At 66.0% G+C, this 21,579-nt stretch carries 20 protein-coding genes, 1 tRNA gene and 1 pseudogene; 7 read left to right on the top strand and 15 right to left on the bottom strand.

Translation table 11 applies throughout. The features are described from left to right. The first annotated feature begins 120 nt into the window (after nt 1-120). Both IM784_RS14305 and rlmN read left to right on the top strand, forming a co-directional pair. Nucleotides 121-756 carry a PEPxxWA-CTERM sorting domain-containing protein gene (locus tag IM784_RS14305; RefSeq protein WP_235977399.1) on the top strand — a complete coding sequence of 212 codons (636 nt, stop codon included), beginning with the start codon at nt 121-123 and terminating at the stop codon, nt 754-756. Nucleotides 757-897: 141 nt separating this feature from the next. Next, nucleotides 898-2,094, top strand: a complete 1,197-nt coding sequence (gene rlmN, locus IM784_RS14300; protein ID WP_235977398.1) for a 23S rRNA (adenine(2503)-C(2))-methyltransferase RlmN — start codon at nt 898-900, stop codon at nt 2,092-2,094. 659 nt (nt 2,095-2,753) lie between these two features. Here rlmN and IM784_RS14295 read toward each other — a convergent pair. Together IM784_RS14295 and nth are read right to left on the bottom strand one after the other, a co-directional pair. Continuing rightward, a complete protein-coding gene (locus tag IM784_RS14295; RefSeq protein WP_235977397.1) occupies nt 2,754-3,167 on the bottom strand; it encodes a DUF6491 family protein in 414 nt (137 codons plus the stop codon). Between the two features lie 14 nt (nt 3,168-3,181). Next, nucleotides 3,182-3,871, bottom strand: a complete 690-nt coding sequence (gene nth, locus IM784_RS14290) for an endonuclease III (protein ID WP_199556116.1) — start codon at nt 3,869-3,871, stop codon at nt 3,182-3,184. Nucleotides 3,872-4,052: 181 nt separating this feature from the next. Here nth and IM784_RS14285 point away from each other — a divergent pair, with 181 nt between their 5' ends. Next, nucleotides 4,053-5,657 carry a B12-binding domain-containing radical SAM protein gene (locus IM784_RS14285; RefSeq protein WP_199556020.1) on the top strand — a complete coding sequence of 535 codons (1,605 nt, stop codon included), beginning with the start codon at nt 4,053-4,055 and terminating at the stop codon, nt 5,655-5,657. Here IM784_RS14285 and IM784_RS14280 read toward each other — a convergent pair. Next, nucleotides 5,605-6,729 (bottom strand): hypothetical protein, encoded by a 1,125-nt coding sequence (locus IM784_RS14280; protein WP_199556019.1) that lies wholly within the window; start codon nt 6,727-6,729, stop codon nt 5,605-5,607. The two genes, IM784_RS14285 and IM784_RS14280, sit on opposite strands and share 53 nt — an antisense overlap. 103 nt (nt 6,730-6,832) lie before the next feature. Here IM784_RS14280 and IM784_RS14275 point away from each other — a divergent pair, with 103 nt between their 5' ends. The 3 genes from IM784_RS14275 (at nt 6,833) to IM784_RS14265 (ending at nt 11,393) form a co-directional block, all read left to right on the top strand. Next, on the top strand, nt 6,833-8,731 hold the full coding sequence (locus tag IM784_RS14275; RefSeq protein ID WP_199556018.1) for a TIR domain-containing protein: 1,899 nt from the start codon (nt 6,833-6,835) through the stop codon (nt 8,729-8,731). A 66-nt stretch (nt 8,732-8,797) separates the two neighbouring features. Then, nucleotides 8,798-9,247 carry a (2Fe-2S)-binding protein gene (locus IM784_RS14270; RefSeq protein ID WP_199556017.1) on the top strand — a complete coding sequence of 150 codons (450 nt, stop codon included), beginning with the start codon at nt 8,798-8,800 and terminating at the stop codon, nt 9,245-9,247. A 4-nt stretch (nt 9,248-9,251) separates the two neighbouring features. Further along, nucleotides 9,252-11,393 (top strand): xanthine dehydrogenase family protein molybdopterin-binding subunit, encoded by a 2,142-nt coding sequence (locus IM784_RS14265; protein ID WP_199556016.1) that lies wholly within the window; start codon nt 9,252-9,254, stop codon nt 11,391-11,393. Between the two features lie 52 nt (nt 11,394-11,445). Here IM784_RS14265 and IM784_RS14260 read toward each other — a convergent pair whose 3' ends face one another. After that, a complete protein-coding gene (locus IM784_RS14260) occupies nt 11,446-12,165 on the bottom strand; it encodes an SDR family NAD(P)-dependent oxidoreductase (RefSeq protein WP_199556015.1) in 720 nt (239 codons plus the stop codon). Continuing rightward, entirely contained in the window at nt 12,162-12,752 is a 591-nt protein-coding gene (locus IM784_RS14255) for a 2-hydroxychromene-2-carboxylate isomerase (RefSeq protein ID WP_199556014.1), read from the bottom strand. The genes IM784_RS14260 and IM784_RS14255 overlap by 4 nt, the downstream gene beginning before the upstream one ends. 62 nt (nt 12,753-12,814) lie before the next feature. Here IM784_RS14255 and IM784_RS14250 point away from each other — a divergent pair, with 62 nt between their 5' ends. Beyond that, on the top strand, nt 12,815-13,321 hold the full coding sequence (locus IM784_RS14250; RefSeq protein WP_199556013.1) for a winged helix-turn-helix transcriptional regulator: 507 nt from the start codon (nt 12,815-12,817) through the stop codon (nt 13,319-13,321). Here IM784_RS14250 and IM784_RS14245 read toward each other — a convergent pair. The 10 genes and pseudogenes from IM784_RS14245 to IM784_RS14200 form a co-directional block, all read right to left on the bottom strand. Next, the gene (locus IM784_RS14245) at nt 13,293-14,954 is read right to left on the bottom strand and encodes an MFS transporter (protein ID WP_199556012.1); all 1,662 of its coding nucleotides are present in this window, start codon (nt 14,952-14,954) and stop codon (nt 13,293-13,295) included. The genes IM784_RS14250 and IM784_RS14245 overlap by 29 nt on opposite strands. 48 nt (nt 14,955-15,002) lie before the next feature. Then, nucleotides 15,003-15,971 (bottom strand): SphA family protein, encoded by a 969-nt coding sequence (locus IM784_RS14240; RefSeq protein WP_235977396.1) that lies wholly within the window; start codon nt 15,969-15,971, stop codon nt 15,003-15,005. 55 nt (nt 15,972-16,026) lie between these two features. After that, nucleotides 16,027-16,905 (bottom strand): bile acid:sodium symporter family protein, encoded by an 879-nt coding sequence (locus tag IM784_RS14235; protein WP_199556010.1) that lies wholly within the window; start codon nt 16,903-16,905, stop codon nt 16,027-16,029. An 87-nt stretch (nt 16,906-16,992) separates the two neighbouring features. Then, nucleotides 16,993-17,067 (bottom strand) — tRNA-Val (locus tag IM784_RS14230). Between the two features lie 162 nt (nt 17,068-17,229). Continuing rightward, nucleotides 17,230-17,913, bottom strand: coding sequence for a DUF502 domain-containing protein (locus tag IM784_RS14225; RefSeq protein WP_199556009.1), 684 nt, complete (start codon nt 17,911-17,913; stop codon nt 17,230-17,232). Then, nucleotides 17,910-18,971 carry a 3-isopropylmalate dehydrogenase gene (leuB, locus tag IM784_RS14220; RefSeq protein WP_199556008.1) on the bottom strand — a complete coding sequence of 354 codons (1,062 nt, stop codon included), beginning with the start codon at nt 18,969-18,971 and terminating at the stop codon, nt 17,910-17,912. The genes IM784_RS14225 and leuB overlap by 4 nt, the downstream gene beginning before the upstream one ends. Continuing rightward, on the bottom strand, nt 18,968-19,567 hold the full coding sequence (gene leuD, locus IM784_RS14215) for a 3-isopropylmalate dehydratase small subunit (RefSeq protein WP_199556007.1): 600 nt from the start codon (nt 19,565-19,567) through the stop codon (nt 18,968-18,970). Before leuD ends, leuB begins: the two co-directional genes overlap by 4 nt. Nucleotides 19,568-19,643: 76 nt before the next feature. Further along, a pseudogene (locus IM784_RS14210) lies at nt 19,644-20,228 on the bottom strand (Fe2+-dependent dioxygenase); the annotation flags it as partial. Nucleotides 20,229-20,324: 96 nt separating this feature from the next. Next, nucleotides 20,325-20,870, bottom strand: a complete 546-nt coding sequence (gene ppa / locus IM784_RS14205; protein ID WP_199556006.1) for an inorganic diphosphatase — start codon at nt 20,868-20,870, stop codon at nt 20,325-20,327. Between the two features lie 287 nt (nt 20,871-21,157). After that, complete coding sequence (locus IM784_RS14200) at nt 21,158-21,562, bottom strand: MerC domain-containing protein (RefSeq protein ID WP_199556005.1); 405 nt, start codon at nt 21,560-21,562, stop codon at nt 21,158-21,160. Nucleotides 21,563-21,579 lie beyond the last annotated feature (17 nt).

Below are 21,579 nucleotides of genomic sequence, written 5' to 3'. Positions count from 1 at the left end.
ATCCAGAGTCCGGGACTCGACGAATCGAAGAAATTGGCACTGCGAGTTCGCTTGCTGACCTTCCGTACTTGGGATATGTTGCAAATGGGCCAAGGGGGCCCAAGTAACTAGGGGCTCAACATGCGCAAGATTGTCCTCGCGCTGTCGACCATGTTGTTGGCAAGCGCTGCACATTCCGCCATCCCGCTCTACGGCTCGCCCGGAACGCGGATCACAGATACCACATATGACACCTATGTAGCCCCGTCGTCAGGCATCGTTTATGCCTGGTTCCTCGGCAAGGAAGCCCAGTACACCAGCGTGATCTCCATGAAGGTCAACGGCGTAACCAGCCCGGAAAGCCCGATCTTCAACAACCAGGTCACCCCGGTTCCGACCAAGGCTGCACTCGGCTATGTGCAGGCGGGGGATTCACTTGAACTGCTGCTGCATATCCTTGCGCCGCCGGATGTCGCTGGAACGATCTTCTCCAGCAACAGCGCCAACAACCCGGATGGCTTCGTCCACATCCACGCCACGCCCTATGGCGGCGGGGATCTGGGCATTCCGCTCGGCACCTATCTCTATGTCGGCTTCGAAGACATCAATGGCGCCCGCGATCCCAACTTCCGCAACGATTGGGATTACGACGACCACCGCTTCGTCTTCGAAATCGCCCCGGTTCCCGAACCGGCGAGCTGGATACTGATGATCGGCGGCTTCGGGCTGGTCGGCATGTCGCTTCGGCGCAAGACGATCCGCTCCGTCCACGCCTGACACGGTCGACGCGGACAGGTTGAAGAGGTAGCCGACGCAGGGGCCGGCTACCTTTTCCGCGTCTGCAATCCAGGCGCTGCCGGCGCGCACAATCGGCGCCTCTTCGCTTTTCCCCCATTTTGCGCTATGGGCCGGCGCTCCATGGATACTGAACTCATGCCCATTGCGGGCGCGGTTGACCCCGTCACCGTGCCGCGCACGCCCGCCATCCGCGCCGACGGCCTGACGGACCTCGTCGGCCTGCCGAAATCGCGGATCGCCGAACTGCTGCTGGATGTCGGCCTGGTGGAGCAGAAACAGGCCCGCATGCGCGCCAGGCAGATCTGGAGCTGGATCTACAACCGCGGCGCCCAAAGCTTCGAGCAGATGTCCGATCTCTCCAAGCCCCTGCGCGAAGGTCTCGCACGCCACTTCGTCGTCGGCCGCCCCGATATCGTCGAAGCGCATGTCTCCACCGATGGCACCCGCAAATGGCTCCTCCGCTCCGGCGCGGAAGAATATGAAATGGTCTTCATCCCCGACGCCGATCGGGGCACGCTCTGCGTCTCCAGCCAGGTCGGCTGCACGCTGAACTGCCGCTTCTGCCTCACCGGCACGATGAAGCTCGTCCGCAACCTCACCGCCTCCGAAATCGTCGGTCAGGTGATGCTCGCCCGCGACAGCCTCGGCGAATGGCCCAGCCAGCCCGACGGCCGCCTTCTCACCAACATCGTCATGATGGGCATGGGCGAACCGCTCTACAATTTCGATAACGTCCGCGACGCGCTGAAGATCGTGATGGACGGCGAAGGCCTCGCCCTCTCCAAGCGCCGCATCACCCTCTCCACCTCGGGCGTCGTGCCGATGATGGAACGCGCCGGAGACGAAATCGGCGTAAATCTCGCCGTCTCCCTCCACGCCGTCACCAAGGAAATCCGCGACGAGATCGTGCCGCTCAACCGCAAATACGGCATCGAGGAACTGCTGCAGGCCTGCGCCGACTACCCCGGCGCCAACAACGCCCGCCGCATCACCTTCGAATATGTGATGCTGAAGGACAAGAACGACCGCGACGAAGACGCCCACGAACTCGTCCGCCTGCTGAAACACTACCGCCTGCCGGCCAAGGTGAACCTCATCCCCTTCAACCCCTGGCCCGGCGCCATCTACGAAACCAGCACGCCCGAACAAGTCCAGCGCTTCTCCGATATCGTCTACAAGGGCGGCATCTCAGCCCCGGTCCGCCGCCCCCGCGGCCGGGACATCATGGCCGCCTGCGGCCAGCTGAAATCGTCCTCCGAAAAGCTGAGCCGCGCCGAGCTCGACCGCCGCGCGGCTGAGAAGGAAGCCGCCTGGTAGGGAAGGGGTTGGCCTCCGGCAGACCTCTCTTTCTGCCTCCGGCGGCCAAGGGCTCTGCCCTTGCAACCCGGCAGGGAAATGATTTCCCTGCACCCTCAATGTTATGTGTAGCCGCAGCGAACGCCGGGGTCTCAGGACCTCAACAACCCGACCCGTTCACACCCCCAAAGTCGCCCCAGCGAAGGCTGGGGCCAATCGCGACGCGTACACAAATCTCCCCGCCGCCCGCTCCCACCCCCCCGTCATCCCAGCGAAAGCTGGGACCCACAGGGCAATCTCTCCGCAAGCTCAAACAGTTTGCATTGAGTTTCCCTTGGCCTGCACGGGCATGCCGCAAATGCGGAGGGGACCTGACAGCTTTCTGATCGTCTGTTTTTGGTGCTCGCACGACAGGGTCGTAATGACAGAAATGTTGGCGGGAGCCGTCACACCATCAGCCCTGTCCTACACCCCCCAATCCATGCCACCACAGCCCCAATGCAGGCATCGAACCAACCCGCATTTTCCGCTGTCCTACACACCAGTCACAAGCTACGCGCGCGCCCGCTCGCGTACACGACTCCATGTGAAGTTTGGGAAGTTCACCCACAAATCGTGGGTGCAGGGGACAGATTCCCCTGCCGGGTGCAGGGCAGAGCCCTGCCCGCCGGAGGCAAATCCTACTTGGCCGGCGCCGCCGCATCCTCCGCAGGCGCCGGTTTCATCGGCACGAACTGCCCCAGCCCGCAGCTGGCCCCGCGCGAGGGGCCGCCGCCCTGCTGGATCACGGTGATCATATCCACGCTGCACAGCTGGTTGGTGGTGTTGCGGTATCCGAAGGCGCGCTGGAAGCCCAGGTTGGGGCAGCTGCGCGGCAGCGTGTTTCGCATCACCTGCCCGTTGCGCATGCGGAAATCGATGGTCTGGTCGTCGCGCACGGTGGTGTCGCGGATCTGGTTCATCTGGATGCAGTTCACCGGATCGCCGGCGGGCACCAGTTCCGGTGCGCGGCTGCTTCCGGCGATGGCGGGCGCCGCCAGCAGTGGCGCAGCCAACAGTGGCAAGAACGCGGCGATAGTCAGGATGTGGCGCATGGATTCAACCTCCCTCATGTCAGCGCACGCTCTGCCCGTGGCACTGAACTTCGGCTTAATTTGGCCGTCGGCATGTCGGATTTTGGCTCGAAACGGCACCACTGCGCAACAGGGCATCGCCAGCATTCCGGCGACCGTGCCTTGCACAGATATCGCCCGTGCAGGATCAGCAGGTGGTGCGCTTCGCGGCCCCAGCGGGCGGGCACCTGTTTCAGCAGGTCGCGCTCCACGGCGTCTGGCGTCTTGCCCGCCGACAGGCCGATGCGGTGGCTCACCCGGAACACATGCGTATCCACCGCCAGCGTCGCCTGCCCGAAGGCCTCGTTCAGCACCACGTTCGCGGTTTTCCGCCCCACCCCGGCCAGTGCGATCAGCTCTTTCTCGGTGCGCGGCACCTCACCGTCGTGATGCTCCAGCAATTGTTCCGACAGGCGGATGACGTTGGCGGCCTTGGCGTTGAACAGGCCGATGGTGCGGATATGCTGCTTCAGCCCGTCCAGCCCCAGCGCCAGCATCGCCAGCGGGTCCTGCACCTCGGCAAAGAGCTTCCGCGTCGCCTTGTTCACCCCCACGTCGGTCGCCTGCGCCGACAGCACCACGGCCACCAGCAGCGTATAGGGGTTCACGAACTCCAGCTCGGTTTTCGGGCTCGGGTTGGCGGCGCCCAGCGTATCGAACATCGCCTCCACATCGGCGCGGGGCATCGGTTTCCAGGCTTTGGGCTTGCGGGCCATGCCGAAAGCTAGAGCAGCGGCAGCCCCGCCCCGCAAGGGCGCTTTTCTTGGCGGCGGCGCAGGTCTAGGAATGGGTAACTTCCTGGCAATCCCAAGTTGGGCCAAGTCGGGGCGTGCGGGGGGAGTGGGCCCTGCAATGCAGGGGACGGGGATGGCCGAAGGCGCAACGATCGGGAGCAAAGCGCGCGCGCTGGTAATTTGCACGCATCTGAGGCCAAGCCGCGACAAGCGGCGATCCAGCTATCTGATGCAGCCGATATCCGGGCTGCATGTCGCTTCGCTGCTGGATCGCGACAGGTTCCAGGTGGAGCTGTATCACGAGGATTGGCACGGCCCCTTCGATCCGGAGCGGGCAACCGGCTATGATCTCGTCTTCCTCAGCGGCCTGCAGGTCGATTTCGATCGGATGCGCCAGCTTTCCTTCTATTTCCGCCGCTCCGGTGCAAAGACCGTCGCCGGCGGCAGCATCGCCACCAGCTTCCCCGAATTCGCCAGCCGCTTCTTCGACGCCGTCTGCGCCGGCGGCGCCGACAGCACCCGCGAGGTCGCCGAAGATTTCCTGATGGGAGCACTGAAGCCCATCTACCGCTCCAGGATGACGTCGATCTCCCGCTATGTCGCCGACTATGGGCTGATGACCGAGGCCGGGATCACCCCGCCTTTCCACCTGATCGAGGCAACGCGCGGCTGCAGCTTCAAATGCAGCTTCTGCGTGATGCCCTCCGAAGTGGGCGGCCACGCAACCTTCGATCTCGCCGACGTGAAGGCCAGCATAGATCGCGCGATAGAGGCGAGCCCGCCGTTCAGCTTCCAGCGCCTGTCGCCGATGATCCTGTTCCTCGACAACAATCTGTCCGACGATCGCGACTTCCTGATGCAGATGTGCGCGATGCTGAAGGCCGACCGCCGCATCAGGGGATGGGCTGCTCTGGTGACGCAGAATGTCGTCAACGACCGGGCGCTGGTGCGGCATCTGGCAGACAGCAAATGCATCGGCCTGTTCGCGGGCATCGAGAGCCTCGATCCGGTGATGCTGAAGAAGTTCCGCAAGACGCAGAACCTCAGCCGCCGCTCCAACATCCTCGACGACGTCGCCTATGCGGAATCCCGGGGTATCGGCATCGCCTATGGCCTGCTGTTCGATCCGCAGACGCAGACGGCCGCGGAAATGCGGCGGCAGCTCGCGGCGATCACCGAAGATCCGCTGATGCCGATGCCCGTCTACATGAGCTTCATTGCCCCGCTGGCCGGCACGCAGAGCTTCTGGGAAGATCTGGAGCAGGGCCGGCTGGCGCCGGGGCTGCGGCTGCGCGATCTCGACGGCGAAACCATCTGCTATCGCCACCTCGCCGACAGCCACGACAATCTGGCGCAGTTCGGCGAGCAGGTGTTCCGCCGGCCGTGGGAAGTGATCGGCCGCTGGGACATCCTCGCCAAGACGGTGCGGCGCATCGTCCGCGCCCGCCTGTGGAGCCCCATCCGCTGGGGGGTGATGGCCTCGGCCAACCTGCATTGCTACCTCTGGTCGAAGGGCACGCCCGACGCCCGGCGCAGCTACAAGGCCGGGCACGACGTGCTGGACCCGCAATATGCCGAGATCCCGGCCGATATTTCCGAAGCCGACCGGCAACTCTATTTCGAGCCGGTCGAGCTGGTCGACACCGCGGGTGAGCCGGCCGAATGGCTGCGCGACCGGATGCCTCTCAGGCAGGCATCCGGTCGACGGTCTGCGACGGTTCGTGCCCCAGCAGGATAGCGAGCGGGTCCTTCAGCTGCAGGAAGTCGGCGATGGCCTTGGCCGCTTCCTCCAGATGCTCCTTCGAACCCCAGCCATCCTCGCCCAGGATCCACACCGTGCTGCGAGCCGAAAGCGCCGGGCGGATCGGGTCCAGCCAGCGCTCCAGCAGGCCTTCCAGCTGATCTGAGGGAGAGCCCTCCTCGGAAATGCCGGTGGCTTCCAGCAGCGGGCCGATATCGTCGATGATGAGAAGCTGCGCCTCGCCCCACGGCCACCAACCGATGTTGGCAGGCCCCGGCGGTGGCGGTTTCAGCTGATAGTCCTGAATGCGCGCCAGCTCGATCAGCTTGGTGAAGGGCATGTAGCGCGCCATGCCGCCGCGAAAGGCGACCTCGGTGCCGATGCTGCAGGCGAATTCGGTGCGGCCGCTGCCCACCTTGCCGCCCAGCACCACCACGCGCGGCGGCCCGGCGGGCGGATAGGCATCGCAGATCCCGGCCCACAGCTTTTCGGCATCCTTCTTCGGCATGTTGGGCTTTATGTCGGCAAGCCGCGACAGATAGGGCAGCGACGCCTTCTGCCAGATGATCTTCTGCCGCACCCAAGGGATCGCCAGCCAGGCGCCCAGCACGATCATCCCCAGGATCAGCGGCGTAGAATAATACCAATCCTGATGCAGCGCCCAGCCCATCGCCGCGCCCAGCGCCATATAGAAGGTGGCGATGACGGCATTGCGCCGAAGCAGCCCCACCTGCAGCGGAAACTGCGAGCCGTGCGCGCGCTTCACGTCGCTGCTGTAGGCATTATATTCCCACAGGGCCACGAGAGCGGCGGACGCGGCAAGGCCCAGCAGCTCGGGCCACATCAGCGTCGACCAATGCCAGCCGAACAGCACCGGCAGATGCTGGAACAGGGCGATCAGGGCAAAGGCCAGCAGCATGCCGACGCCCATGTGCCCGACCTGATCCGCCATCCAGGTGTAGCTATAGGTGGCGGCGCTCTGCACCTCCTTCCCATAGGCATCCATCCACACCTGACGGCGGATATCGGCCAGCGTCACATCGGGCGCCCTCGGCTGTGGTACGGCCATCCTCATTCCCCCCTGAGATGCCGCATCATGGCACGACAACCGCTGCAAACCTAGCGGCTTACAGGCTGGTCATACGCGCGCTGTGTGATAGGGAAACCGCGAAATGGCGGATATCTTCATATCCTATGCCCGCTCCACGGAGGCAGAGGCCCGGCAGATCAGTGCAGCGCTCAGGGCGCTGGGCTATTCCGTCTGGCGCGACGACGAGCTGCCGGCGCACCGCGCCTTTGCCGAGGTGATCGAGGAGAGGCTGCGCGCCGCCCGCGCCGTGCTGGTGATCTGGTCGCCGGATGCGCTGAAATCGCAGTGGGTGCGGGCCGAGGCGAATTTCGCGCGCGAGGCCGGCAAGCTGGTGCAGCTTCGGCTGGTGCCGCTGGTGCCACCCATTCCGTTCAGCGAAATCCAGTGCGCCGACATGGCCGGCTGGGATGGCGAGGCCGACAATGTCGGCTGGCGGAAGGTGCTTGCCAGCATCGCCGAGCTGACCGGGCCGGTTTCCCCCGGCCAGCCTGGCGAGGAAACCCGGCGCATGCCGACCGAGCCGCTGCTGGCCGTGCTCGCATTCGACAATCTCTCGCACGATCCGGAAATGGCCTATTTCTCCGACGGCATCAGCGAGGAGATCCTGCACACGGTTTCCCGGTCCAAGGGGATGCGGGTGATCGGCAAATCCTCCAGCTTCCAGTTTCGCGGCACAGAGAAATCGGCGCGCCGCATCGTCGACGAGCTGGGGGCGACGCACATGCTGGACGGCTCGGTGCGGCGTGCCGGAGACCGCGTGCGGATCACGGCGCAGCTGGTCGATACCGACAGCCAGATGACGCTGTGGAGCGAGCGTTACGATCGCTCGCTGACAGACATCTTTGAACTGCAGGACGAGATTGCCGCCGCCATCGCCGCCCAGCTGGACGCACATTTCACGCCGGGTCCGAAAATGGGCGCGATCGACCCTGCCGCCTACGATCTCTTCCTGCAGGCGCGTGCGATCTATGCGCAGGATTCGACCATTCAGGACCGCGTGCATTGCGTGCAACTGCTGGAGCAGACGGTGGCGCTGGCGCCGGATTTCGCCACCGCCTGGGGCCAGCTGGCGATGTTCCGCGGCTTCAGCCTGCCCAAGAGCAGCGATGCGGATGGTGCGCTGATCCGTCCGGTGGCGCTGAGCGAAGCGCAGCGGGCCCTGGCGCTGGACCCGGAATGCGGCCCTGCCTTCACCGCGCTGGCGCTGCTGACGCCTGCCTTTCAGGATCATGCCGAGCGGGTGCGGCTGGCCGAGCGGGGTTTTTCGCTGACCACCAACGACAGTTCGGTGGCGCATATCCATGTCGGCGCGCTGATGAGCGTGGGGCGCAACGGCGAGGCCTGCAGGATCTTTGACGAGATCGCCGCCAACGAACCCGCCAGCCCTTATTCGCGGGCCATTCGCGCCTTCTTCCACCACAGCGCCGGGCATCTGGAAAAGGCGCACGAGATGGCCGAAGGCGCCGTGCGCGACTTTCCGGATTCGCCCTATGCCCGCTTCATGCTGGACCAGCTGACACGCTCGCGCGCGAATCTGATTGTCGATGTCGCCGAAAGCGAGCGGGCCTCTGCACAGGCGCATATCGAGAAGCGCATCCAGCAGGCGCACCCGGTGCTCTACCTTGTGCATGTGGGCCGCACGGCGCGGCTGGGAGACATGGACCGCGCCTTCGAGCTGCTGTTCACCGCAATCGACGAGGGGCGCCCGCTGGCATTCGATCCGGCACCCGACGGGCGTGGATTTTCGCGCGCGCTGGCGTCTGTGGGGCTATTCTCTCCGGTGGGCCTCAGGCTGCGGCAGGATCCGCGCTTTGCGGAGCTGTGCGTGCGGCTGGGGCTGCATGACTATTGGACACAGTCCGGGGCATGGCCCGACTGCGTGGCGGAAGTGGCGGAATTCTATGATTTCCGCGCAGCCTGCGAGGCTGCCGCTGTGGCGAGCGCGGGGCGCGAACCCTACAGGCCCAATCGCTCGCACTGAAATTGGGCGCTTGCCCGCCTGCCTGTGTCGGCTAGTATGTTACGGCCCCGCAACAGGACCATCTCCATGATCAACCTCACCGTGAACGGAAAGACGCATCGGCTGGATGTGGAACCGGATACGCCGCTGCTGTGGGTGCTGCGCGACACGCTGGACCTGAAGGGCGCGAAATATGGCTGCGGCATCGCCCAATGCGGCGCCTGCACGGTGATCGCGAACGGGGCCGCCATCCGCAGCTGCGTGACACCGGTGGAAGCGCTGGCGGACGCAGACGTCCTTACCATCGAAGGCGTTGGCGCGAAGGGGCTGAGCAAGCTGCAGCAGGCCTGGCTGGACCATCAGGTGCCGCAATGCGGCTATTGCCAGACGGGGCAGATCATGCAGGCGACGGCGCTGCTGAAGGACATTCCAAAGCCGACCGACGAAGAGATCGACGCCGGCATGGCGGGCAACATCTGCCGCTGCGGCACCTATGTGCGCATCCGCGCGGCCATCAAGCAGGCAGCGGGGGTGTAGCGGCATGAACGAGATGCTTTCCCGCCGCAGCTTCATCGCCGGCTCAGGCGCGCTGGTGGTTTCGCTGAGTGTCAGCGCCGCGCCGGTCTTTGCGCAAGGCGCAGCCGCAAAGTTAACCGCCTTCCTGGAGATCGCCGCCGACGGGCGGGTGAAGCTGTGGTCGCCCACCACCGAGATGGGGCAGGGCATCCACACCGGCCACGCCATGCTGATCGCCGAAGAGCTGGGCGTGCCGCTGCAGCGCATCAGCGTGGAAACCGCAAACCCTGCCCCCGCCTTCCGGCGCGGTGTGACGGCGACCAACCCCGGCGCGATGAGCTCGGGCGGAAGCTGGGGGATGCGGGCCTGGCATGTGCCGCTGCGGAAAGCCGCAGCGCAGGCGCGGGCGATGCTGCTGGCCGAGGCTGCAGAGACGAAGAAGCTGCCTGTGGGCGAGCTGGACATCGTCGACGGCGTGGTGATGCGCGGCGGCAAGGCCGTCGGCCCGATCGGCGCCTTTGCCGCAGGGGCTGCCCGGCGCGAAGCCCCGGCCGAGCCGCAGCTGCGCGACAAGGCAACGCGCAAGCTGACCGGCACGCGGCAGCCCCGGCTGGATTTGCCCGCGAAAGTGAAGGGCGAGCCGATCTATTGCTTCGACATGGAGATGCCCGGCATGGTCTATGCCTGCGCCCGGCTCTCTCCGGTGTTTCGCGGCGAGCTGCAGGATTTCGACGCGGCCAGCGCGAAGACGGTGAAGGGCGTAACGCAAGTCGTGGCGCTGCCCGGCGGTGCCGCCGTCGTGGCCAATTCCACTTGGGCGGCGATGAAGGGCGCGGATGCCCTCGCCATCCGCTTCAAGCCGACCCCGCACGACAAGCTGGACAGCGCCACGATCTCCGCCAACATGAAGGCCGCCCTCGGCAGCGCGAAACCGGCAGTCGCCCCCCGCGCCGACGGCGATTTCGCCGGCGCGCTGAAATCCGCCGCAAAAGTCGTGGAGGCGGATTACGAAGTCCCCTTCCTCGCCCACACCCCGCTGGAGCCGTGGAACGCCGTCGTCCGCTTCAACGCCGACGGCACGCTGGAAGTCTGGGCGCCGACGCAGGCGCAGGACCGGCTTCTGGGCGCAATCACCGCCGCCTCGGGCCTGACAGCCGACAAGGTGACCATTCACACCACGCTGCTCGGCGGAGGCTTCGGCCGCCGCCTGCGCGATGTGGAAGGCGTGCGCGATGCCGTGCTGGTGGCGAAGGCCGTGGGCAAGCCCGTGCATTACTTCTGGCGGCGCGAGGACGAGATCGGGCAGGGCTGGTATCGCCCGGCGCAGATGGCCCGCATGAAGGCGACGCTGGACGCCGGCGGCAAGGTGACGGGCCTGTCGTTCCGCGCGGCCGGCACGTCGATGGTGATGGATTTTGCCGCCCCCGCCACCCCGATTCAAGAGGGCGGCCTCGATGGCTCCAGCCTGCAATCCATCGCCGACACCCGCTACAAGCCGCCCGCGCTGCTGCTGGAATATGCGATGCACCGCGAGCCGGTGCCCTCCGCCCCATGGCGCGCGGTCGGCTCCACGCAGAACGGCTTCTTCCTCGAATGCTTTCTGGATGAGGTCGCCAAGGCCGCCGGGAAAGACCCGCTGACGCTGCGCCGGGAGCTGCTGGCGCATGACCCCCGCGCGCTGAAGGTGCTGGATGTCGTAGCGCGGGAATCCGGCTGGGGCACCCCGCTTCCCGCAGGCCGCGCCCGCGGCCTCGCCTATATGGAAAGCTACGGCAGCCTCTGCGCTGAAGTCGCCGAAGTCAGCATCGTCGACGGCAAGCCGAAGGTCCACCGCGTCACCGTCGCCATCGATTGCGGCAGCATCGTCAGCCGCGACGGCGCCATAAGCCAGATCGAAGGCGGCGTGGTGCAGGGCCTCTCCACCGCACTCGGCGAAGCCGTGCTGATCGAAGGCGGAGCCGCCGCCACCCGCAACCTCGACAGCTACCAACTACTGCGCATGCCCGACGCGCCGACGCGCATCGATTGCCACATCATCGAATCCGGCGAACCCATGGGCGGCGTCGGCGAACCGCCCCTGCCGCCGATTGCGCCGGCGGTGTGCAATGCCCTGTTCGTGCTGACCGGGAAACCGGTGCGGAAATTGCCGATCGTGTTGGGGGCGTAGAGTTTCGCGGGGGCTCTACCTGGATGCCTGCCCCGCACTTGATCCAGAGGCGCTAGAACTTCTCCATCCAGGGTCGCAGATCCAGCTCATGCGTCCAGGCCGAGCGCGGCTGCACGTGCAGCTGCCAGTATGCCTCGGCGATGGCGTCCGGGTCCAATATGCCTTGCTGGTCTTTCAGCGCGTAGGCTTCGGGGAAGTTGTCGCGGATGAAGGCGGTGTCGATGGGGCCGTCGATAATGGAGTGGGCGACGTGCAAACCCTCCGGCCCCAGTTCGCGGGCCATGGATTGCGCCAGTGCACGGACGGCGTGTTTGCCGCCGGCGAAGGCAGCGAAGCCAGCCCCGCCCCGGACGCTGGCGGTGGCGCCGGTGAAGAGGATGGTGCCTTCGCTGCGTGGCGCCATCACCCGGGCGGCTTCGCGGCCGGTCAGAAAGGCGGAAAAGGCGCACATTTCCCACACCTTGCGATAGACGCGCGCGGTCGTCTCGCGGATGCCGAAGCGGACGTTGGCGCCGATATTGTGGACGGCGACGCGGATCGGGCCGATGTCGGCTTCGATGCGGTCGACCAGATCGACCATCACCTCTTCCACGCGGGCGTCTGCACCGAACGGGACGGCGCGGCCTCCAGCGGCTTCGATGGCCTCCACGAGCGGCACGAGCTGATCGCCGTTGCGGCGGACGACGCAGGCGGTAAGGCCCTCGCGGGCGAAGCGGCGGGCGATGGCGCCGCCCAGCGCGTCGCCGGCGCCGATTATCAGGGCTGCACTCACAGCTCGCCCTTCAGCGCCAGCTCGACAAAGGCGGTGCGGTCCTGCCCGAAGAACAGCCGGTCGCCGACCAGGAAGCTGGGGGCGCCGAACGCTCCCGCCGCAACCGCCGCCTCGGTGTTGGCGCGCAGCTTGTCCTTCACCTCTGCCGAGTCGATGGCGGCCGCATAGGCGGCGGCGTCCAGGCCCGCTTCGGTCAGCACGTCTGCCAGCACCGCCAGATCGCCGGTGTTGCGGCCATCGCGCCACATCGCATTGAAAACGGCGTCGCTATAGGCGGTCAGTTCACCCCGCATTTCCGCCGCGACCGCCCCGCGCATCAGCGCCACGGTGTTAATCGGAAAGTGCGGGTTCATGGTCAGTGGCGTGCCGTCGCGCTTCGCCCAGATCGCCAGGTCGCCGTTCATCCAGCGGCCCTTGGCGGGCACGCTTGCCGGCATCACGTTGCCGGTCGCCTTGAACACGCCGCCCAGCAGGATCGGCACGACTTCGACGCTGGCGCCGGTGCGCGCGACCATCGCGGGCAGGCGCTTCCAGGCGAGGTAGGAGGCCGGGCTGCCATAGTCGAAAAGGAATTTGAACGCCGCCATTGCCTGCCTCGCTATTTTGCTTCAATATTTGAAGCATTGTCCCGCGAGGCGAGAGAGTCAAGATGAAGTGGCAGCAGCTGGGGGATACCCATTGCCCCGTGGGACAGGCGGCGAGCCTGCTGGGAGACCGCTGGACGCTGCTGATCCTGCGCGAGTTGTTCCTGGGCGCGCGCCGTTTCGACGAGTTCGAGGCGGCCATCGGGCTTTCGCCACATCTGCTGTCGCTCAGGCTGAAGCGGCTGGTGGCCGAGGGCATCCTGCGCCGCGAAGGGACGACGCGACCGCTGTACAGGCTGACCGAGCAGGGCCGCGCGCTGCAGCCGGTGATCCTGACGATGGCGGCCTGGGGCAACCGCTGGCGGGTGGGCCCGGAGCCGGCAATCCGCCATCGCCACACCGCTTGCGGCGCGGACTTCACGCCAGTCCTTTGCTGTTCCGAATGCGGCGAGCCGGTGGGTCTGGATGTGGAGGCCCATGTAGATGGCTCTTTGCAAGCCGAACGCGCCGGCCAGGTCGAGGCCTTTCGCGAGCGGCGGCGGCTTACTGCCCGGGCAGCATCGGATCGTTGAGCTGCGCGCCGATCTCGCGCGGCGGTTGCGCGGCATCGGGAAGAGAACTTGTCTCCCGCTCGATCATGCGGTGCACCACCAGCGGATAGGAGCCGCGATGCAGGGCGCGGAGACGTTCGTAATTCTCGACATCTGCCTGCGTGCGCCGTTCATTATGGCGGACATAGTCCAGCCAAGTGGGCAGCTCGAACCGCTCGATCCACAAATCGGCCTCGTGCAGGTCCCGCAGCAGGGTCCATCTGCGGGCGCCGTCGCGACGACGGATGCGCCGACGTTCGGCCATGGCATCGAGGAAGGCGGGAAAGTCTTCCTCGTGGATGCGGTATTCGACGGAGATGACGATGGGGCCGCTGCGCGGCTGCACGTCGACGGCAGTGTCGGGCGCCTTCCAGCGCGCCAGCGGATCGAGGTTCAGATTCTCGATAGTGGGAAGCGGCCGCCACAGGCCCATCGCCAGGGTCAGCACCTGCGCGCCTGCCGCCCAGAGCAGGGCAGTTTCGACGGACTTCCCCTCGGCCAGCCGGCCAAAGACCCAGGCGCCGACAGCCATGCCGCCGAAGGCGAACATCTGGTAAAGCGCCAATGCGCGGGCGACCACCCAGCGCGGCGCCGACATCTGCACGGTGACATTGAAGGTGGCGAGCGCCAGCACCCAGCCGGCGCCGCACAGCGTCAACGCCGCCATGGTGACCGGCATCATCCGGCTGATGGCGGTGATCGCGGCCCCCGTCGCCAGCAGCGCGGAGGCTATGCGCACGATCTGTTCGGTGGGCAGGCGGCTGCGGATGCGACGGATCAGGATCGCTGAAACCACCGCTCCAACACCAAAAGCTCCAAGCAGCAGGCCATAGGTGAGCGGCCCGCCGGCAACGATATGCCGTGCCACCAGCGGCATCAGCGCCGGCACGGCCGCGGCGGAAAAGCCGAACAGCAGCGCGCGCGCCAGCACGATGCGGATGCCCGGCGACAGCGCCACATAGCGGACCCCGGCGGCCATGGCGTCCAGCAACGGTTCGGGCGGGAGCAGGCGCTCGGGAAGTTTCGGACGCCAGCAAGACAGCACCCAGATCAGCGGCACATAGCTGACCGCGTTGAGGATGAAGGCGGCAGCGGCCCCCAGTGCCGCAACGATGGCGCCGCCCAGCGCCGGGCCAAGGCTGCGGGCGATGTTGAAGCCCATGGCATTCAGCGCCACCGCCCCCGGCAGCGATCCGCGCGGCACCATTTCGCCCACAGACGCCTGCCAGGCAGGGCCATTGAACGCCAGTCCGCAGCCGAGCAGGAAGGTGAAGGTAAGCAGCAGTGCGGGCGTGAGGATGCCGGCCAGCGCTGCCGCGGCCAGCCCCGCCGAAACCGCCAGCATCGCCGCCTGCGAGGCCATCATCACCCGCCGCCGGTCGCGATTATCGGCAACGGCCCCGGCCAGCAGCGAAAAGAGCATGATCGGCATCGCGGTGGAGGCCTGCACCAGCGCCACCGTTTCCGGCGAGCTGGTGAGCGAGGTCATCATCCACGCCGCCCCCACAGACTGGATCACACCGCCGAAGTTGGACGCCATGCTGGCCAGCCACACCGCGCGAAACACCGGAATGGACAGAGGGGCCGGGGAATCGATCTGCTCACTGCTGTCCATGTGCATCAGCGTGGAACGATCGTCGCCGGAATGAAAGCGGTGGATGCGCTATGGAGCAGGCGGCGGAGCTGACGGCATCCGGATGCGGAGCGGCACAGACAGCGACAGGAAGAAGGAGGTGCCCTCCATCCGGTTCTTCGCGCCGAACTCGCGGAAGAGCCGGGCGCGGACGGTGGCCGGCATATGGCCGATGACGAAATTGTTGGCAGCGGTGACGCCCACGGCGGATACCCGCCCCTTGAAGTCGCCCAGCACGGCGCCGTCGCCGCTGTCGCCCGAGATCTGCTCGAAATGGTAGGCCTGGATGCCGGCGGATATCGCCTTGGAAAAGCTCTTCTCGATGGCGCCTTCGATGTGGAACTCGTTGCCGCTGTTATAGTCGGTGTAGCTATTGGTGCCGTTGAAGGTAACGCCGGCCTTGGCCGAGATATCCCACCCGGCCTTCGGATCGTTCCAGCTGTAGGCAAGCGAGGTGTCGACGATCCAGCGGTGGAAGGCGAGATTGGCGAGCTGATCCTTGCGATACTGGCCGATGGGCACGCTGACCTGCGTCATCGCCGCGATGTGCGAATTGGCGCCCGCCTTCCAGCCCACATTGGCGTTCAGCACCGGATCGCCCAGCACCAGCGCGGAATCGCTTCGCGCAAGGCTGCGCTGGTTGCCCAGCGGGCCGGTGAGAATGGCATCGGCACGGACAGTCGGGAAGCCGATCGGCAGGGTTGCCCCCACGGCCAGCGTTCCGCCGAGGAAGTTGGTGGTCGGCACGAACAACATGGTCAGGAACTCGGCCGGGATCAGCGCTTCCAGCCCGGCGACGACATTGCCGCCGACGGTGAACTCGCGTTCGGCCTTGGCGTCGCCGCCATAGAGATAGAATGTGCTGTCGAAGAAAGTGCCCTGCAGCGGCGGAAGCACGGCGGCGCCGGGACCGCCGGAGCCGAGCAGGTAGAAGCTGGAGCCGCCTTCGGTGGCGAGGCCGGGGGAGGCGCCGGAAGCGAGGACAAGGGCCAGGGCCAAGCGGAACGGGGTAGAAATCTGGCGCAAGCTTTGTCTCCCGGATGTGAAGGAGCGGTCAGGCCGCGGGACGCCGGCTGTGAATCCATTTCATGTAGAGGCCGGTGAAGATCACGCTGGACAGCAGGTAGAGAAGCACCGCGAGCATGATGCGCGGCTCGTCGAAATGCATCTTGGCGATCAGCATAGCGATGCCGGGATGGCGGGTGACCGTCGCCTGCGCCAGCGCGATGCGATAGGTCGGCTTGGGCCCGCCCAGAAAGTGACCGGCGGCCAGCCCGATGGCGATCATGGCCGCGATTGCCGCCAGCGTGCCGTCGCCCAGCAGGCCCAGGATGTGCATCCCCTGCTTCCACAGCACCAACAGCACGACCACGCCCAGGATCGCATAGGCAATGCCATTGACGATGGGGGCAGCGCGCGCCGCAAACGCCGGCCACAGGCTGGCGATGGCAAGGCCGGCAACCAGCGGCAGCAGCACCGACTGGAAAACCAGCGTGGCGATCGGCATCACCGGCAGCGAAATATCGCCGGGGAAGAGGGCGGAAAGAATGCTGGCGGTAAGCGGCACCACGAACACGGCAAACAGCATGAGGGCGGCATAAAGGCCGACGACATAGGCATGATCCACCCCCGCCTTCAGCAGCTTGCCGGGCAGGAACGGCGCCATCGGCGAGATCGACATCAGCGCCAGCCCCAGCTTCACGATTGGGTGGATGGGCAGCATCAGCAGCACCAGGATGGCGACGATGGGGAAGATCACATTCACCGAAAGCAGGCCACGCACCAGCAGCGTCGGCCGCTTCAGCACATAGAAGAGATCCTCGAACCGCGCCTGCAGGCCGACCACCACCACAACGAGGACAAGGCTGGCCTGGACCGCGAGTGGCAAAAGCGTCTGGACATCCATCCCCGAATCTCCCCGAAGTCCAGCCATGGCCACCCCTCGGCCGCCGGGCATCTATCGGAACAATAATATCTTTCCACCCGCAGTGAAGCGGAAAAATCAGCGGCGAAGGGAAAATGGTGGGCGCGGCAAGGATTGAACTTGCGACCACTGCGATGTCAACACAGTGCTCTACCACTGAGCTACGCGCCCACTCGGGATGGGCGGCCATAGCGATGCTTGCGCTGGAGCGCAAGCATTCTTGGTTGCGGCGCTTCGCGCGGTCTTGGTTTGGCGCTTCGCGCCGGTTCCGCGCATAAGCGCGGGCGGCCGGTCGGCCTTGCGGGCTTCGCCCGGGTGGGCGGCGTTTGGAGTTCAGTGCGGCAGGCGGCGAAGTCCGGGGGGCGGGGTCATCCCCATCGTCAGATACAGTTTGGCGACATCGTCGAACTTCATGTCGTGGAGGACATGCACCTTTTCTGCCGCCACCAGCAGCAGGGCGCCGCCCACCGGCACCGGCGCCGTCGGAATCATCACCAGCCGCGCCGGCCCGCCGCCCACATCCAGCGTTTCGGGCGAGGCAAGAAAGGCGATCGTTTCGATGCCACCGCCGAATTCCACCCGGCAAACCGCCATCGCCGACATTTCCGCCTGCTTGTGGCCGGATACGCTGCGCACCAGTTGCGCCACCGGTCGATAGACGTTGCCCAGCAACGGAATGCGGCCGATCCAGCCGTCCACCCAATCCTCCAGCACTTCACGGAACTTGTCGCGGACGAGGAAGCCGAGCGCAGTGATGAAGGTGAAGAGCAGCGCAACGCCCAGCGCGAACGAGATCAACGGATTGCCGCCATCATCCACCACCAGCCGTCCGCCGGCCGTCAGGATCTGGCCGACCACCGAATCCGGCCCCACAAAGGCAACCAGCTGCACGAACACCCAGCTAAGCACGATCGCCGTCAGCAGGATCGGGGCGAGGAAGGCGAGGCCGGTGACAAAGGCCGTCAGCAGCGCCCGCGGGCTGTAGCGGTTACGCCTGGCGGGAGGCGCGTCGCTCAACCGGCGAGCTTTGCGAGGATGGCCTCGCCCATTTCGGCGGTGCCCAGCATGCCGCCCAGATCGCGCGTGCGGGCTCCGGCGTCGAGCGCCGCCTCGACAGCGGCTTCCACCCGGTCGGCAGCCTGCGGCGCGCCCAGCGAATGGCGCAGCGCCATCGCCAGCGACAGGATGGAGGCGCATGGGTTGGCAAAGCCTTTGCCGGCAATGTCCGGCGCAGAGCCGTGGATCGGCTCGTAGAGGCCGGGCGTCCCCGCCACGCCGATGGCGGCCGACGGCAGCATGCCGAGCGACCCGGTGGACATGGCGGCCAGATCGGAAAGCAGATCGCCAAACAGATTGTCGGTCAGGATGATGTCGAACTGCAGCGGCGCCTTCACCAGCTGCATTGCGCAATTGTCGGCATACATGTGGCTCAGCTCAATGTCCGGATAGCTCTCGTCGCGGAGCTTCTGCACTTCCTCGCGCCACAGCACGCCGGATTCCATCACATTGGCTTTCTCCACCGAGCAGACCTTGCGGCCCCGCCCTCTCGCCAGTTCGAAGGCTGTGGTGGCGACCCGACGGATTTCGTGCGTGGTATAGCTCTGCGTGTTGAAGCCGCGCCGTTCGCCGTTGGGCAGCCTTTCGATGCCGCGCGGCTCGCCAAAATAGACGCCGCCGACGAGCTCGCGGACGAACAGGATATCCAGCCCCTCCACCAGTTCGCGCTTTAAACTGGAGGCATCCGCCAGCGCCGCAAAGCAGCGTGCCGGGCGCAGATTGGCATAAACGTTCATCGCCGCGCGCAGCTTCAGCAGCCCGGCTTCGGGGCGCTTGTCATAGGCGACAGCCGCCCATTGCGGGCCGCCGACGGCGCCCATCAACACGGCGTCGGAGGCGAGCGCCTGCGCCAGCACGTCGTCCGCCAGCGGCACGCCATGTCTGTCGATCGAAGCGCCGCCAAAAAGCGCTTCGGTGACTTCCAGGCCGGGAATCGCCAGCACATCCAGGATACGGCGGCTGACGGCGGAGACTTCGGGGCCGATGCCGTCGCCGGGGAGGAGGAGGAGTTTCGTCATCTGTGTGCCGCTCCGGCGATCCAGGGCTGTTCCTTGGCGAGGCGCGCCTCGTGCGAAGTGATCGCCTTCCCCATTTCCAGCGTCAGCGAGATTTCATCCAGCCCGTTCAGCAGGCAATGCTTGCGAAAAGCATCGATCGGAAATTCGAAGCGGTCCTGAAACGGCGTCGTCACCACCTGATTCTCCAGATCGATGGTGATGGGCTGGCCCTGTTCGGCCACTTCCATCAGCCGGTCTACCTGTGCCTGCGGCAATTGCACCAGCAGCAGCCCGTTCTTGAAGCTGTTGCCCGAGAAGATGTCGGCAAAGCTCGGCGCGATCACCGATCGGAAGCCGAGGTCCATCAACGCCCACGGCGCATGCTCGCGGCTGGAGCCGCAGCCGAAATTGTCGCCGGCGATCAGGATCGGCGCGCCCCTGTTCTCCGGCGCATCGAACAGATTGTCCGGATTCTCGCGGATGGCGGCGAAGGCGCCCTTGCCCAATCCGTCGCGGGTTACCGACTTCAGAAAGCGCGCGGGGATGATGACGTCGGTGTCGACGTTGGCGGCGCCGAACGGAACGGCCCGTCCGGAGATGGTGTCGATCGCTTGCATGGCGAGCGGCATAGGCGAAGCCGGGCGGGTTGCGCCAGTGCTGATTCGGATGACAGGTGAAGAGTCGGCAGGGGCCTCAGCAGTCCGCGAAGCGTCGGATCAGGTTGTGATAGACGCCCGTCAGCCGCAGCACTTCCGGATGCTGGATGCCCTGCGCTGCCGCCAGCGACTGGATGGACTGGTCGAGATCGAACAGGATGCCGCGTTCGCCGTCGTCGCGGATCATGCTCTGAATCCAGAAGAAGCCGGCGATGCGGCTGCCCCGCGTAACCGGGGCGACATGGTGCAGGCTTTTCGCCGGATAGAGGATCATGTGCCCGGCGGGCAGCTTCACCGATTGCCGGCCATAGCTGTCCTCGATCACCAGCTCGCCGCCGTCGTAGCTGTCCGGGTCCGACAGGAAGAGCGTGGCCGACAGATCGGTGCGCAGCCGTTCGCCAGTGCCGGGCACGGTGCGGATGTTGTTGTCGATGTGGGTGCCAAAGCCGTCGCCCACTTCATAGCGGTTGAAGAGCGGCGGCAGGATTCGCAGCGGCAGCGCTGTGCCGCGAAAGCGCGCATTGGCCGCCAGCAGATCGAGCACGCGATTGGCGGCGCGCTTGGCCAGCGGCGAATCGGGAAGCTGGCGGTTGCGCTTGGCAGCCGCCGCCTGCGGCCCGGCGGCACCGCGTCGGCAGTTTCTACCAGCATTATTCCACGTGCATTCCGGCCTCCCCTGTCGCTTCAGCGATAGGGGAGGGGCCGGCGCATTGGAAGCTCAGGCCGCTGCGGCCAGCTTCGTCTTGTAGCGGTTGATCGCGGCGTTCACCATCGCTTCGGCGCCATCGACATCCACCAGCCGCGAAAGCTTCGCCCACTTGCCCTTTTCCAGATCCTTGTAGTGCTGGAAGAAGTGGCCGATCTGCTCGATCAGCACCGGCGGCAGGTCGGTGTAGGTCTTCACGTTCGAATAGAAGGGGTGGAGCTTGTCCACCGGCACGGCAATGATCTTCTCGTCGCCGCCGGCTTCGTCTTCCATCAGCAGCGCGCCGACCGGGCGGACGCGGATCACCGCGCCAGGCACGACGGCGTGCGGGCCGACGACGATCACGTCGATCGGGTCGCCATCTTCCGACAGGGTGTGCGGCACGAAGCCGTAATTGCCGGGATAGTACATCGCCGTGTGCAGGAAGCGGTCGACGAACATCGCCCCCGAGGCCTTGTCCAGTTCATATTTGACCGGCACGCCGCCCATCGGAATTTCGATGATGGCGTAGAGGTCCTTGGGCGCGTTTTCCCCGGTGGGGATCTTGGTGATGTCCATGCGGCAGCCCATTCGCTCCAAGCTGCCCTCGGGTCAAGTGAAGCTTTGCCGCAACTGCGAATAGGCTGCCACGTTTGCGGCCTGACCGGCGAAAAACCGGACAGGCCGCCTGTTGCGGGGGCGAGCCGACGGTCGGGCTGCAGGCAATGTCGACGGCGGAGCTGTCGAGGTTGAACCCGCCCGACTTGTAGCCGCGTGCCCAGCTTGCATAGACCATCAGCCCGTCCGTCGGCTTGAAGCTGAGGACGGCAGTGCCGGTCCATTCGCCGCACGCTGCCGGCGGCTGATCAGGCCTTGCGCGCGCTCCAGTTGCGCCAATGCGCAAAGGCGACCACCAGCCCGCCGCCCACTGTCAGCGCGGGTTCCAGCAGCGAATAGTCGTGTGCGAGCGCCCCCAGCGCCATCAGCAGGAAGCCGCCCAGCGCGATCTTCCAGGGCATCGCATCGCCATGCGCGAAATATCCGCGGCGCAAGGCATAAACCGAAACCGGCGCGGCAGCCGCAAGCAGCAGCCAGTGCACCCAGACCGGGCCGTGCATCAGCCCATCCGCCACCCCGTTCACGGCAGGCGCCAGCACCAGGCCAAGCGGCAACAGCAGGCAGTGCAGCAGGCACAGGCTGGAAAGCGCGGCAGCCGCACCATCCAGAAGGGGTTCGCCCTCCACGTCCTGCTTGAAATCCTTGCTGCTCACCTGGCTCGCCCGCTGTG

It is taken from the genome of Sandaracinobacteroides hominis (assembly GCF_016464365.1).
GTDB lineage: Bacteria > Pseudomonadota > Alphaproteobacteria > Sphingomonadales > Sphingomonadaceae > Sandaracinobacteroides > Sandaracinobacteroides hominis.
This window is presented reverse-complemented; position numbering and strand designations above follow the sequence as displayed.